At 62.3% G+C, this 13,869-nt stretch carries 11 protein-coding genes; 5 read left to right on the forward strand and 6 right to left on the reverse strand.

Features of this window, described 5'->3' with window-relative positions; translation table 11 throughout:
- Positions 1-549: a biotin transporter BioY gene (locus AC0L4F_RS03635; protein ID WP_244685475.1), complete on the forward strand. Its 549-nt coding sequence runs from the start codon at positions 1-3 to the stop codon at positions 547-549.
- Positions 550-557: 8 nt separating this feature from the next.
- Entirely contained in the window at positions 558-1,112 is a 555-nt protein-coding gene (locus tag AC0L4F_RS03640; RefSeq protein ID WP_244685477.1) for an MOSC domain-containing protein, read from the forward strand.
- 111 nt (positions 1,113-1,223) lie between these two features.
- Here AC0L4F_RS03640 and AC0L4F_RS03645 read toward each other — a convergent pair whose 3' ends face one another.
- From AC0L4F_RS03645 to AC0L4F_RS03665, 5 genes are read right to left on the reverse strand one after another with little or no spacing between them, the layout of a single operon-like run.
- Complete coding sequence (locus tag AC0L4F_RS03645; RefSeq protein WP_244685479.1) at positions 1,224-2,324, reverse strand: thiolase family protein; 1,101 nt, start codon at positions 2,322-2,324, stop codon at positions 1,224-1,226.
- Positions 2,324-3,472: an AMP-binding protein gene (locus AC0L4F_RS03650; RefSeq protein WP_244685481.1), complete on the reverse strand. Its 1,149-nt coding sequence runs from the start codon at positions 3,470-3,472 to the stop codon at positions 2,324-2,326. The genes AC0L4F_RS03645 and AC0L4F_RS03650 overlap by 1 nt, the downstream gene beginning before the upstream one ends.
- 58 nt (positions 3,473-3,530) lie before the next feature.
- Entirely contained in the window at positions 3,531-7,775 is a 4,245-nt protein-coding gene (locus AC0L4F_RS03655; protein ID WP_244685483.1) for a translocation/assembly module TamB domain-containing protein, read from the reverse strand.
- Positions 7,775-8,788, reverse strand: coding sequence for an autotransporter assembly complex protein TamA (locus AC0L4F_RS03660; RefSeq protein WP_244685485.1), 1,014 nt, complete (start codon positions 8,786-8,788; stop codon positions 7,775-7,777). Before AC0L4F_RS03660 ends, AC0L4F_RS03655 begins: the two co-directional genes overlap by 1 nt.
- Positions 8,713-9,594: a BamA/TamA family outer membrane protein gene (locus AC0L4F_RS03665; protein WP_244685487.1), complete on the reverse strand. Its 882-nt coding sequence runs from the start codon at positions 9,592-9,594 to the stop codon at positions 8,713-8,715. The genes AC0L4F_RS03660 and AC0L4F_RS03665 overlap by 76 nt, the downstream gene beginning before the upstream one ends.
- Positions 9,595-9,930: 336 nt before the next feature.
- Here AC0L4F_RS03665 and AC0L4F_RS03670 point away from each other — a divergent pair, with 336 nt between their 5' ends.
- Genes AC0L4F_RS03670 through AC0L4F_RS03680 form a run of 3 tightly spaced genes read left to right on the forward strand, consistent with a single transcriptional unit; the run spans position 9,931 to position 12,623 of the window.
- Positions 9,931-10,908, forward strand: a complete 978-nt coding sequence (locus AC0L4F_RS03670; RefSeq protein WP_244685491.1) for an ABC transporter substrate-binding protein — start codon at positions 9,931-9,933, stop codon at positions 10,906-10,908.
- A gap of 4 nt (positions 10,909-10,912) precedes the next feature.
- The gene (locus AC0L4F_RS03675; RefSeq protein WP_244685494.1) at positions 10,913-12,421 is read left to right on the forward strand and encodes an ABC transporter permease; all 1,509 of its coding nucleotides are present in this window, start codon (positions 10,913-10,915) and stop codon (positions 12,419-12,421) included.
- The gene (locus AC0L4F_RS03680) at positions 12,366-12,623 is read left to right on the forward strand and encodes a hypothetical protein (RefSeq protein ID WP_244685497.1); all 258 of its coding nucleotides are present in this window, start codon (positions 12,366-12,368) and stop codon (positions 12,621-12,623) included. The genes AC0L4F_RS03675 and AC0L4F_RS03680 overlap by 56 nt, the downstream gene beginning before the upstream one ends.
- 21 nt (positions 12,624-12,644) lie before the next feature.
- Here AC0L4F_RS03680 and AC0L4F_RS03685 read toward each other — a convergent pair whose 3' ends face one another.
- Positions 12,645-13,685 carry an ABC transporter ATP-binding protein gene (locus tag AC0L4F_RS03685; RefSeq protein WP_244685499.1) on the reverse strand — a complete coding sequence of 347 codons (1,041 nt, stop codon included), beginning with the start codon at positions 13,683-13,685 and terminating at the stop codon, positions 12,645-12,647.
- Between the last annotated feature and the right edge of the window lie 184 nt (positions 13,686-13,869).

Genomic DNA, 13,869 nt, shown 5'->3' on the forward strand with positions numbered 1-13,869 from the left:
ATGGAAAAGAATGTCGTATTGATAGCCCTGTTTGCTGCATTGATTGCGGTGCTGGGGCTGATCCCGAAAATCACCCTGGGGTTCGGTGTGCCAATCACCGCGCAAAGCCTGGGTGTCATGTTGTGCGGCACCGTATTGGGCGCGCGGCGCGGCACTTTGGCTGTGCTGCTGTTTCTGGTCCTCGTGGCCATTGGCCTGCCGCTATTGTCCGGTGGGCGCGGCGGCCTTGGTGTCTTTGTGTCGCCCTCTGCCGGGTTCCTGGTGGGCTGGCCATTTGCGGCCTTCGTCACCGGGTTGATCGTCGAGAAATGGCGCAATGCGCCGCTGACACTGGTCGCGGGCCTGGCATCCGTGATCGGGGGCATCGTGGTGATGTATGCCTTTGGCATCGCCGGTTTGGCTTATGCGCTGGACAAAACCATGTTGGAGGCGACTGCGCTGGTCACCGCATTTATTCCCGGTGATGCGCTGAAAGCGGCGATTGCCGGCATGCTGACGGCCGCCCTGGCCAAGGCACGCCCCGCCAGCGTCCTGTCACGCGCGGCTTGAGCGTCATGATGACCACTGCACATGTCACAGCCGAAGATTGCGACGCGGCGCTGGATCATATCCGCGCGGCGCCCAAGGATAACGCGGCCATTGATCACCTGTGTTTTCGCCCCGAAAGCGGCCTGCGCGACTATCCGGAACACCTAGACATGACCGTTTCCGGTGGCATCAAGGGCGAGCGTTGGCTGACAAATCCCTGGCTGAAACTGCCGGATGGGGCCCCCGATCCCCGTATTCAGGTGTCGATCCTGTCGAAACGGGTGCTGGATCTGTGTTGGCGCGATCGTGCTGGCACCCCGCATCCCGGCGATCCGATCATTGTCGATATGGATCTCAGCCATGAAAACCTGCCGGTTGGCACGCGATTGGCGGTTGGCACCGCTGTGCTGGAAGTGTCGGACAAACGCAATTCCGGCTGCACCAAATGGCAGGCCTGGTATGGGGATGCCAGCCTGCGCTGGATCAATCGCGGCCCCCATCGTGACCTGCGTTTGCGCGGCGTCCTCTGCCGAATTGTTCAGGATGGCCGGGTGTCGGTCGGGGATCGTCTGATCAAACTCTGACCGGTTTCGCGGTCCGTTTCGCACTCTGGAATTTCATCTGACCAAAAATATCCCGGGGGGGTGGCCAAAGGCCACGGGGGCTGGCCCCCAAAAGGCGCGGCGGATCATGGATCACAGTCGCCGCGCCAAGAGCGCCGTGCCCAATCCGCCCGCTGCGGCAATTGCCGCCAATCCGGACCCCGGTGTGCGACAAAGCTGGTGGTAAAGCCGAACGGCAAGCACCGCACCAGAGGCCCCCACCGGATGCCCCCGCGCCAATGCGCCACCATATTGGTTCACAATCTCGACCGGCAGGCCCGCGCCGGTTTGACAGGCGATGGCCTGCACGGCAAAGGCCTCCATGATTTCGGCGCTCACCAGGGTCGTCGCCTGATCCAAAACCGCTCCAATGGCCGCAACCGGCGCCAGCCCGGGCAAGTCCGGCGTCCCGCCCAGCGTCCGTCCCGCCAGCAATTCGACCGCGGGACACATCAGCGCCGCTGCGACGGCCTCGCTCACCACCAGAACAAATCCCGCACCGTCGGCGGCCACCGCCATATTTGCGGCTGTGATACTGCCATGTACCACCGGCGCGCGGGCGCATAATCGCCCGGTCAAGGCGCGGGTAAAGCTGTCCTGCGTCAGCCCGGCCAAGGGCACAATCTCCGCCTGATGAAATTCCGGTGGGCAGGCGCGTGCCTTGGCATGGCTCTCGACGGCCCAGGCATCCTGCGCCGCGCGGCTGATGTTCAACTGTTTTGCCAAATCCTCTGCCGCCGTCGCCATATCCGGGTCGCGCTCGGGCCAGGGGGTAAAGGCCGCTTGATCATAGGGTTCCGGCGCGCGTCCATCGGCAAAACTGCGGAGCCGCAGCGGGCGGCGGGAATAGCTCTCGACCCCGCAGGCCAGCACGATGTCATGTTGCCCGGACCGCACCATTATATGGGCCAGCAAAACCGCATCAAGACCACCGACGCATTGGCGATCAATGCTCAGTCCCGCCACATGTTCCGGCAACCCAGCCGCCAGGGCGACAACCCGCGCAGGATTGCCGCCGCCCCCCAGCGCATTGGAGACTATGATTTCTTCCACCCGATCCGGGCCAATCCCGGCATCTGCCAGCACCTGCGCAATCACCGGCGTCGCAAGCTCATGCAGCGCCAGAGCATGCAGCGCGCCGCCCCGGGGCGCGATCGGGCTGCGCCGTGCCGCGATCATATAGCTGCGCCGCATCAATTGCCCCCGACCATTGCGGCCAGGCGCGGCAAATCGGGTTTCCCTGCCGAAAGCAACGGCATGGCATCAAGCAGGACAAAACGCTGCGGCACTGCAGCAGGCCCAAATGCCGCACGGCAGGCCCGTCGCAAGGCCGCCTCGTCAAATCGCCCGGTCAGAAAGCAGATGAGTTTATGGCCACGCAGCGCGTCGGGGATTGCCAGCACCGCACAGCCGGTCACGCCCGGTTGGGTCAGCACAAGCTGCTCAATCTCTTCGGGAAATACATTGTGATCTGCCACCGTGACCATCCGCCGTTTGCGGCCCCGCAGGAAAAGATAGCCCGCCGCGTCCAGATAGCCCATTTCACCAATGCCAAGGTATCCGTCCTGCCAATGGGTGTCCTGGGTTTCGCCGACCTCGTAGCCATCAAACACATAGGGGCTGTGGACCAGAATTTCCGCAGTTTCATGCGGCGCAGCGACGCGCAGCGCAACACCGGGATAGGCGCGGCCAACCGAACCCGCAGGGGTTTTGCCATCGCTCATGGTGATGAAACTTGTTTCACTGGCCCCGAAAAATTCACGCACCTCCGCATGGGGCAGCAGATCGCAGAGATCGGCCCGCAGGGCAGGGTCCAGTTTGCCGCCACCACAAAACAGGCGGCGCACCTTCGGCAACACGGCCTGTGTCCCGTCTTTGCTCAACCGGGTGAGCAATCGCAGCTGAGTGGGCGTCGCATAGATCACGCTGATGGCCAGCTCTGCCAGTGTTTCGGTCTGGCGTCGCGGTGACATGCCGGCAAGCACAGCAATATCCGCCCCTATGTGCAGCGCCTCAAGCACCGCAAACAGGCTGAGGGAATGGCCCGGATGCCCCAATGTCGCGTAACGGTCTGCCGGACCCAGATCAAAAGTCCTGGCATTGATGTCGAAAGAGGCGATCCAGCTGGCCGGTCGTCGGCGGATCACCTTTGGCTGACCGCTGGAACCCGAAGTCTCGCAATACAGAACCGGCGTTGCATCGGCCCGTGTGGTGATTGCCGCGCCGGATTGCGACGCCCAAAGCGATTGCCCCCGGCGCAGCCCATCGACCAATACCGTCAGCCCCGGTGCTTCGGGGGTCAGAATTTCACTTCGGGGTGCGATTTCAAAAGTGGCATGCATGGCACCGATCTATGCCACAGGTTTGTCGCCGCTGCGATGGGCTTGCGGCGACACCCGTCTAATAATCCCGTTCGAAAAACACCCCGACGCCAGTGTCCCCATCGCTGCCGACCCGGCCGCGCACGGTGACGCTTGGGGTCAGATCGAGGTTCAGGTTGATCTGGCTGGAGCCATCGCTCGACACTGTTACATCGGTATAGATGTTGTCAGAGAGGTATTTGCCGACACTTGCCTGTGCATTGCCTTCGGAATCGGTGCTGATGTCCAGCTCGTCCACCCCCAGACCTTCGCGCAGCTGTTGACCGATACCAAGCCCGCCCTGACCGGACAGGGTGCGGATCGCCGCCGCCAATTGCACTGCCTGCAAGGCCGAGATCGACGTGACATCACGGCCAAACAGGAACAGCGAAAGCGCCTCGTCCTGGGGCAGTTCCGGCACCGATGTGACGGTCAGTTCCGGCGCCGAGGCCAAGCCCGCCAAGGCCAATGTGACGGCGAAATCATCGACCTCGGTGGTGGCCTCAAAGGCGATCACCGGATCGAAGCTGCCGCGCAACTGGACATCCCCCTGTGTCAGGGTCAAGCGCCTGCCCAACAGGTCCAGCCGCCCCCGGATCAGGCTGAACGACCCGACAGGCACCACATTGTTGGTGGTCCCGGTCAGTCGCAATTCACCGCCCAGTTCCGCGTCGAGCCCACGGCCCCGCACGAACAACCGGTTGGGCGCGCGCACGATGACATCCAGCGGGTAGTCTGGTGCGGCGCTGGCGGTGTCCTCGTCAGATTGATCCAACCCGGCAAACCGCAACGTGCGCTGCACATCGGCAGAGGGGTTGATATGTTGCAAACCGTCCAGCGCCGAATAGGACGGGCCAAGATCGGGAATGCGCAATTCCGCAGTGGCGATATTGATCCCACCGCCAATCCGCGCGCCGCCCAGCAGCGGGCCGGACATGGTCATCCGCCCGTCCAACTGGGCCTCGTAAAGCGCAGCACTGCGCAGAACGACGTTGCGCAATTGCGCCTCCAGATCGGCATTATATGGCGGGGTCAGCGCAACCGGCCCGGCAACGCGCAATTGTCCACCGCTGGAGATCTGACTGTTCAATGCCACCTGTGCCGCTGCGCCGTTCAGGTCAATTTGCCCGTTGATGGCGTCGATCGACATGCCCTGCGCCAGAAGCGCGACCTGGGCATCCGCCAGGCTAAGGCGGCCAGAGACCGAGCTGAGCTGTGGTGGGCCATTGACCGCCAGATTGAACCGCACCAGCCCGCTGAGCGCCTGACCGTTCAGCCGCCGGTTGGCCAGCGCCAGCGGCACCAGCCCGTTGGCCGACAGATCAAGCCGGGAAACATCCGCCGCGACCCGGCCCTGGGTTGACACTTCGATACCACCGGGACCATTGCCCGAGGCGTCGATCCGCCAGCTTTCGCCTTGCTGTGTGGCGGTGCCGGAAAAACTCGCAGGCCCCGGCAAATCGGGCACAAGCGGGCCAAGGTTGGGGATGGTGATGCGGAACCGGGCATCACCGTTGCCCGCGCCAAAGGCGCCGGACACGTCGGCATCCACCCCCGGTGCATCGACCGTTGCCTGACGAATGGTGATCCGGCCATTGCTGGCACGCGCGACGGACAGGTCGATTTGCGACGTGCCGCGCAACAATGGTTCTATTGTCGGCACGCCAAAGCCGGGGTTGCTTACACTGCCATCGGCCACAAGATCGAAACTGCCGGCCAGAATATCGGCTGTGCCGGTGGCTGTCAGATTTGCGGCCCCCGACAGCGGGCGACCGGCCAGCGAGGAAAACGCGCCAAGCCGGGCAACCCGCGCTTGCAGCCGTCCATCCGCCAGAAGTTTGGATTTGCCATCGCCGGTGAATGTTCCGCTGAAATTTGCACCTGTGTCGCCGGGCAGGGTGGCATCGGCCTCCAGCGTCCAGACCTCGCCGGTGCGTATCGCGGTGCCGGTCAGGCTGGCCGCGCCGGGCAGATCGGGCAGGGCGCGTGCCAGATTGGCAATCCGCGTTGTCAGCTCCAGCTTGCCACTGTTCGGCCCGAAGGCACCACTGGCCCGCGCGGTCACTTCGCGCCCGTCGATGACTGCGGTCTTGAGGACAACCTCACCCGCGGCATCGCGCGTTGCGGCGATATCGAATGTGGTGGTGCCGGGCAAAAGCGCCTCGGCAACGGGCACATCAAATCGCGGGTTGGTTGTGCTGCCGTTTGCACGCAGATCGAATGTCGCGTTGACCAGATCACCGCGCCCCTCAGCCACAAGCGACACCGCACCGCCAAGGGGGCGACCCGCAATGGCGGAAAATGTTGCAAGCTGCGTGACATTGGCGCTGAGCCGTCCGGCGATCTCCAGCTTGTCACGCCCATCGCCGGTCACCGTGCCGCGATATTGCGCACCAGTGCCCCCGGGAAGGGCGGCATCGGCGGTCAGGTTCCAGACATCATTGGCCTGTTCTGCCGTGGCCGTCACTTCGGCGGCACCTTGCAGGTCTGGCAGGACCAGGGCGATTTCCGCCACGCGCGCGGTCAGGTCCAGCTTGCTTGCGCCGGTGCGCAGCAGCGCGGTTGCATCAATGCGCGCATGATCGGTGCGGATCACCACCGGATCGACGCGCAGCCCGGTTTCATCCCGGCCCAGTCCCAATGATACCTTGCCCGTACCGGCAAGCAGCGGATCAAGCTGGGCGATGCCGGTTGTCAGCGTTTCGGTCGTGCCGTCGAATTGCAACGCCATCACCCCGGTGAGCGGCGCCACACGCCCCGTCACACCAAGATCCGCAGCCCCGTCGAGTTCAATACCCGCCAGATCGGCAAAACGTGCCAGATCTTGTGCGTTCAGCTGAACATCCGGCACCAATGTCAGATCATCTTCGCCTTCCAGCCCGCTCACCACCAAGGTGCCGGTCAGGCCGTAATCCTCGCCTGTGAGGTTCAGTTCGCTCAGCCGCAGCGGCGCACCCCGGCTCCAGCCAAAGTGCAGGACACCACGCAACCGGTCCCCGATGGCACGCGCCAGCGCCGCGTCGGCCGGGGCCAATCCGCTGGCATCCATTTGCAACGTGCCGGACAGGCTCTCGCTGTCGCGCGACAGAACGCCAGAGCCATCAAAGCCCAGCGTTTCAATCTGTATGGTGTCGCGGGCAAGACCCTGCGCCCGACCGGCCAGCGACCATGTGTCCCCGGCAGCGGCATCAAACGCCCCGGTTAGCGTGACGCCCGTGACCGAAGTCGCTGCACCGGCCATTGGCAGCAGGATGGTTTCACCTTCGGGCGGCGCGATTTCCCCATCCAGCGCCAGCTTGCGCGGCCAGCCATCTGCACCGATCTCTGCCGCGCCGGTCAGGGTCAGGGCCGCCGCCTCGACGCGCAATTGATCCAACGTCAATGTGCCGTCGGCCATTCGTGCGCCTTTGGCCTGCAACCCCACCTGATTGCCAAGGAATTCGGCAAATTCCGGCACAAACACCGGCGCAATGTCACCGCCCAGATCGAGGGCGAAAACCGTGTCGCCCTCTGGGTCGGACAACAGGGTCACTTCGCCGCTCAGACGGCGCTGGCCATCGGTGTCCAGGCTCAGCTCGGCGGTGAAATCATTGATGGGGTCGGCCCCCTGAACCTTCATCTCGACCGAGGGCAGGCCGGGCAGGTTCAACAGATTGGCGGCCAGACCATCCGCCGGTTCGGTCAAATCAACCGCCATCTCCAATGCGCGGGTGGCGTTGTCGTAAGCGCCGACAATGGTAAAGCGCCCCTCCTGGTCCAGCCGGTTGATGGCCAGATCCGCCGATCCGGCCCCATTTGCCAGCGTCGCCTTGCCGGAAAACGCAATTTCGGCGGCTTCGCCGAACACCGCCGCGCCAATGACAGCGCGGCCTATGGTCATTTTCTTGATGTCGACCGATACAGGAAGCTCTGGCAGGGAAAAGGTGCCGCGCGCCTCGGCGGTGGGCAGTTCACTTTCTGCGGGCAGCGGGCGGCGTGGCAATTCGATGCGGTCAATCGCGATTTCGTCGATCAGAACCTGTTTGCTCAAAAGCGCCGAACGGTTCCAGGTCAGGGACACGCCGGTGGCGGAGAACCAGACCCCGTTCGCATCGGTGACAGAGATTTCGTCGATGGTCGCGCGGGAACTGAGCGCGCCGGCAAATCCCTTGATCCGGACATCACGCCCGGGTGCCGACAACGCATCTTCAAGTATGCCCTGAATGAAGCCGCGATCAGATTGGTCGTCTTGCGCCTGAGCGGCCAGTGGCATCAGAAACAGCAGACAAAGTGCCAGAATACGCATTAAAAAGCCTGCCCTATCCCAATATAGACCTGCACACCGTCGCCGGTTTCGCCAGCCACCGGCGCGGCCACATCCAGCCGGATCGGTCCGACGGGGGTGTTGTAACGCAGCCCAAGACCGGCTCCGGCGTGCGAATTGCCGGCGTCAAAACCATCATGTCCGATGAAACCGGCATCGGCAAAAGCCACAAGGCCAATGGTGTCGGTCACGGAAAACCGCATTTCCGCCGACAGCGAAGCAAAGGCCCGTCCGCCCAGCGACACGCCGTCATAATCAGCATCCAGCGATTGATAGGGTTGGCCACGGACCGTTCCGCCGCCGCCGGAATAAAACAACATGCCGGGCGGGGCATCGACGGCGTCGGGCCCGACCAAAGCGCCCAATTGCAGACGGGCGGCGGCGACCGCGCGGTTTTCCGCGCCAAGGCCAACAAAGCCGCGACCATCAAACGTCATATGCGCGCCGGTATCACCGGCCAGCGTTTCCACAAACGGCGTCACCTCGCCCCGCAGGTAATATCCGCTGGTGGTGTTCAATGTGTTGTCGCGCCGGTCATAGGTCAGCGCGCCGGGCAGCGAGACCAACAGCAATTCGCGGATGGTTTCCGGGTTGGCAAAGCGGTCGGTGACCTCGGAATAGCCGAGGCCAATGCCCAATTCGCCGGTCAGGAAATCGTTGAATTCCTGGGACACGCCAAATGCCAGCTCGGATTTCTTTTCCAGATAATCCGGCTCGTCCAGCAGCGCCAAACCGGCCTCGGCGTAAAACAGGGTATCTGGGCCATAAACTGCCGGTTTTTCCAAGCGGAAAGACAGTTCATAATCAATGCCTTCTTCAATACCTTCGGTCTGCAAACCCAGTTGGCTGATTTCGCCTTCGATGCGGAACCGTTCCGCGCCGCCAAACAGATTGCGATGCAGCCAGAACCCCGAAAGCGTCAGCCCGCCAAAGGTGGAATATTCGATGCCACCACCAATCCGGCGCGGTTTGCGATCGACGACCGTGATTTCCATGTCAAGTTGGCCATCGGCACCGGGGGTTTCGGCCTCTTCGACCTGCACCGATTGAAATGTGCCGGTCCGGCGCAATCGGCTGGCGGCCTTGTCCACGGCTTTGGGGGTAAATACCTCGCCTTTGGGCAGGCCGGGGCAATCTGGCGCACACGGGCGTCGCGCACGGTGGATGTGCCATCGACAGAGGTGTCGCCAAACCGCAGCCTTGGGCCGGGTGCAATGCGAACATCGACATCCAGCCGCGCGCTGGCGTGGCGAGCTTCGATCGACTGGCCGGTGATTTCGGCTTTGGCATGGCCTGCTTCGCGCCAATCCCGGACCGCGCCCTGGGCCGCGTCGCGCACCACCGTCGCCAGGGCCGGTTCGTCGCGGGCAAATCCCGGCACCGGCGGATCTTCGCCCGCCAGCGGCGCGATTTGGACCTGACCAAGCCGGAAGGCACGTCCGGGTTGCACTGTGATCACCACATTTCCAACCGCGGCGGGCAAGCGAAAGGGATCAATGGTGGCGGCTTCGCGCCCGTCGATCTGAATGTTCACCACGGCGGAATAATAGCCCTGGGCGTAAAGCGCCTCGACCAGTTTGGCATAATCGGCCTGCGCCGCAGCCACGACATCACGCGGCAGGGTTTCGGGCGATTTTTCCAAGGTTGTCAGTACCGAAGCACTGTTCAGGCTTTTGGTCAGATCGGCATTGTCACTGCCGACCAATTGCAGATCAACCTGATCCAACGCCAACGACATTCCCGGCACCAGCACCGCCAGCGCGCCCAAAACCCAGCTTTTGCCAAATCTACGCATTACCATGTTCAACACTTTCATTTGCTCCAGCCTATGACAGAGACGGGCGCGCTTCTATGGGCAATCGACGGTTACCCACGGGGAAATGATCGACGACGACACCCGTATCTTGCCGCGCATGGCGATCTGGGCAATTCCGGGGTCTGCGTCATGTTTTTGCAGCCATGTACCTGGCGCAAACTGTGGGCATTGCAATGGCCAATCTGTTGCGGCATTGGCGCCGCAACGGGCGCGCGCTGGCGTCATTTGATATTTCCCATCCGTTTGGCCGGACATTTGCCAATACTGTTACATGACATTGTTAACAGAGCCGCGAATGCACTTCGAGCTAGGGAATCACTCATGCGTTTTGCTCTTTCGGCGCTGACCGCCGCACTTCTTTCCACATCCGCAATGGCGGCCGATATTTCCGGCAAACTGGTTCTGTATACCTCGCAGCCGAATGCCGATGCCCAGCAAACCGTTGATGCCTTCCAGGCGAAATATCCCGACGTCGACGTCGAATGGGTGCGTGACGGCACGACCAAGATCATGGCCAAGCTGCGCGCCGAATTCGAAGCAGGCGCGCCGCAGCCCGACCTGCTTTTGATTGCGGATATGGTCACAATGGAGGGGCTGGAGGCCGAAGGCCGTTTGATGCCCTACACAGACGCCGACATCAGCGCCTATGACCCGGCTTTGATGGATGATGGCGGTCACTATTTCTCGACCAAGCTGATCACCACCGGCATCGTCTACAACACCGGCGCCGACATGGTGCCGACCTCTTATGCTGATCTTTTGCAGGAACAGGCCAAGGACAAGCTGGCCATGCCATCGCCGCTGACCTCGGGTGCGGCGACCATCCACATGGCTGCGATCACCGCGCATCCCGATCTGGGCTGGGATTTCTACGAAGGTCTGGCCGCACAGGGCGCCAACCCGCAGGGCGGCAATGGCGGCACCTACAAGGCCGTCGCCGGCGGTGAAAAGCTCTATGGTTTCGTGGTTGATTTCCTGCCGATCCGCAACAAGCTGGAAGGTGCGCCAGTGGAATTCGTCTTCCCAAGCGAAGGCGTTTCGGCGGTGACCGAACCGGTGGCCATCCTGTCGACCGCGAAAAACCCCGACGCAGCCAAGGCATTCGTTGATTTCCTGATTTCACAAGAAGGCCAGCAACTGGCCGCTGACATGGGGTATCTTCCGGCCCATCCGGCGATCACCCCGCCCGAAGGTTTCCCCGCTCTGCCAGACATCAAACTGCTGGATTTCGATCCGGCCAAGGCACTGGCCGATGATCAGGAAAACAAGATGAAATTCACCGAGATTTTCGGCGGCTGACAATTTGAACCTGTTAAAACTTCTGCGCAGCGGCGAGGGGCGTGCCCTTGCCGCTGCGGTCTTTTTGGCGATGCTGCTTCTGGTCTTTCCGCTGGGCCTGCTGGCCCGTGTCGGTCTGACGGTGGACGGCGTATTTACATTGGCGCCTTTGGGCGACGCGCTTGGGTCACGGTCGGTGATGCGGGCCTTTGTCCATTCGTTGGAAAGCGCCTTCTTCTCGGCGATCCTGTCGCTGGTGGCGGGCACGACGATTGCGCTGGCAATCGGGTTGACCGACATGCGCCACAAGGGGGTCTTCACCTTCTTGTTGCTGGTGCCGATGATGATCCCGCCGCATGTGACGGCCATTGCCTGGGTCCAGGCGATGGGCCCGTCGTCGCCGATCTTGCGCAGTCTGGGACTGGCGCCGGAACTGGGGTCGACGCATCCGCTGTATTCCAAGGGCGGCTTGATTTTCCTGCTCGGGGTCCAGCACACGCCGCTGGTGTTTCTGGTGGTGCTGGCGGCCTTGCGGGCCTTGCCGCGCGAAATGAGTGATGCCGCGCGGATTGCGGGCGCAGGTAGCGTCATGTTGCTTCGGCGGATATTGCTGCCGCTTTTGGCGCCGACGCTGATTGTCGGCTATGCGCTGGCCTTTGTGTCGGCGCTGGGCAATTTCGGCATTCAGGCGCTTTTGGGCATTCCGGCGCGCTATATCACACTGCCGGTGCTGATCTGGCAACGATTGGCGAGCTTCGGCCCGTCGATCCTGACGGATGTGGCGGTGATTGCCGCGTTGCTGGCGCTGTTGGCGGTGGCGATCATCCTTCTTCAGACGGTGTTGCTGCGCAAGACCCGCGCCACCCTGATCGGGCCACCGCAACCGCCGCTGCACATCAAGCTGGGGCGATGTCGGATCTGGACGGAAATGTTGTTTGCCGGGTTGGTTGTCACGACCCTGATCCTGCCAATTACCGCGTTGGTGGCCACGGCGCTGGTGCGGACCTATGGGCTGCCGTTGAATGCCGACACCATCACCTTCGACAATTTTGCCGAGATCCTGTTTCGCCAATCGGTGACCGCGCGGGCGTTCCTCAATTCGTCGCTGACGGCGGGGGTGGCCGCCGGGGTTATTGCGCTGGGCTGCATCTTTGTGGCGCGTTTCATGTCGGCGCGCCAATCCATCGTGCGGCGCACCGGGGCCAGCATCGCCACCCTGGCGGAAATGACCTATGCCATCCCCGGTCTGGTGATCTCGATCGCCTTCATCCTCGCCTTTCTCAAGCCGCTGCCGCTGATCAATCTCTCGCTTTACAACACCCTCGGCATCATTTTCCTTGCCTACCTCTGCGCGTTCTTTTCCATCGGGCTAAAGCCGGTCAGCGCCGCCTATGTGCAGTTGGATCCAGCCCTGGACGAAGCCGCCAGAATTGCCTGGCGGGCGGTATTTCTTTCGGATGCGGCGGATATTTCTGCCATTGATCGCACCGGCGGCGGCCTCGGGGGCGATCCTGGTCTTTTTGACCGCGTATAACGAGGTGACGGTGTCGGCGCTTCTCTGGTCATCGGGCAATGAAACCATCGGCACCACGATCTATAATTACGAAGATGGCGGCTACACCACGTTGGCCGCCGCAATGGCAAGCGTGACGGTCCTTGCCACGGTTTTGTTGATGGTGGCGCTGGATCTTTTGGGGCGGCATGCGCCGCGCGGGGTCGTGCCTTGGCGGATCTGACGCGGTTGTGCTGGCGTCAGATCATTGCGCCAGCACCCAGGCCCGGTTGATCCGAAGCCTGAGCGGCTGCCCCGTGCGCAGCGGGGCGCGGTGGGTCACAACAAGGCGGGTACTGTCGGCAAAGCCGACTTCGGCCTCCCAAAGCCCGCCACGGTAAAGAACGCTTTCAATCACCCCTTCAAGACCGTCCTGGTCCTGGTCGTCGACCAAGGTGATTGCTTCGGGGCGGATCAATACCTGAACCCGGCCCGCCGGATGATCGGCGGGGGCATCGGCATGAAACCTGTGGCCCTGAATGTCCGCGAAGCCGGTTTCATAGGTTGCAGAGACCACCGCGCCATGACCGATGAACTGTGCCACTTCGGTTGAATTCGGGTGATCATAGATCTCTTGCGGCGTGCCGATCTGCAAGATCCGACCGGCCTTCATGACGGCCATTCGATCCGCCAGCGCCATAGCCTCGCGTTGATCATGGGTGATATAGACCGTTGTCGCCCCAGAAGCGCGATGAAACCGCAAAAGTTCCTGTTCCATTGTGTGTCGCAGATGCGGGTCAAGATTGGCCAAAGGTTCATCCATCAGGATTGTCCGCGCCCCGCCCGCCAGACACCGGGCCAATGCAACCCGCTGGCGTTGCCCGCCCGAAAGTGCCTCTGGCTTGCGCTGCGCCAAATCCTGAAGCGCGACGGTCGCCAAATGTCCCTGGACCAGCTGCGCGGCCGCCTTGCGCGATTTTCCCGACGCCTCCAGCGGAAAGGCGACATTGTCCTGAACGCTCATATGGGGCCAGAGCGCATAGGATTGAAATACAAACCCGGTGCCGCGCTGTTCGGGGGGCACCGATATCTGGCTGTCCGCCACCAGATCATCATGCAGCCGGATCGTGCCACGGTCCGGGGTGTCCAGCCCGGCGATCAACCGCAGCAATGTGCTTTTGCCGCAACCGGATTCACCAACGATGACAAACAGTTCGTGATCGGACACCTCGAAAGAGATGTCATCAATGGCCGGTTTGCCCGCAAAATCCTTGCCCAAGCCGACGATCTGAATTCCGCCAGTCATCCGGTGATCCTTCTGTGTTTAGGCGCATGAACGCGCTTCATCGGGCACTCGGGTAACTTTTTAATGACAGCGGGCGCTGTCCTGGCAACATCTCTTTGTTTCTGGGGCTATCTGTTGGCTGTGTGGCCGGGGAAATGCCCCCAGCCACACAGGTTCGGTGATAGGTGGATCTTTGACCTATGTG

The sequence above is a fragment of the Marinovum sp. J2-8 genome (genome assembly GCF_055808435.1).

Bases quoted from the DNA above. Each gene is read 5' to 3' on its own strand.
- AC0L4F_RS03635 (WP_244685475.1), top strand. From the start codon at position 1: ATGGAAAAGAATGTCGTATTGATAGCCCTGTTTGCTGCATTGATTGCG.
- AC0L4F_RS03640 (WP_244685477.1), top strand. From the start codon at position 558: ATGACCACTGCACATGTCACAGCCGAAGATTGCGACGCGGCGCTGGAT.
- AC0L4F_RS03645 (WP_244685479.1), bottom strand. From the start codon at position 2,324: ATGCGGCGCAGCTATATGATCGCGGCACGGCGCAGCCCGATCGCGCCC.
- AC0L4F_RS03650 (WP_244685481.1), bottom strand. From the start codon at position 3,472: ATGCATGCCACTTTTGAAATCGCACCCCGAAGTGAAATTCTGACCCCC.
- AC0L4F_RS03655 (WP_244685483.1), bottom strand. From the start codon at position 7,775: ATGCGTATTCTGGCACTTTGTCTGCTGTTTCTGATGCCACTGGCCGCT.
- AC0L4F_RS03660 (WP_244685485.1), bottom strand. From the start codon at position 8,788: ATGGAAATCACGGTCGTCGATCGCAAACCGCGCCGGATTGGTGGTGGC.
- AC0L4F_RS03665 (WP_244685487.1), bottom strand. From the start codon at position 9,594: ATGGTAATGCGTAGATTTGGCAAAAGCTGGGTTTTGGGCGCGCTGGCG.
- AC0L4F_RS03670 (WP_244685491.1), top strand. From the start codon at position 9,931: ATGCGTTTTGCTCTTTCGGCGCTGACCGCCGCACTTCTTTCCACATCC.
- AC0L4F_RS03685 (WP_244685499.1), bottom strand. From the start codon at position 13,685: ATGACTGGCGGAATTCAGATCGTCGGCTTGGGCAAGGATTTTGCGGGC.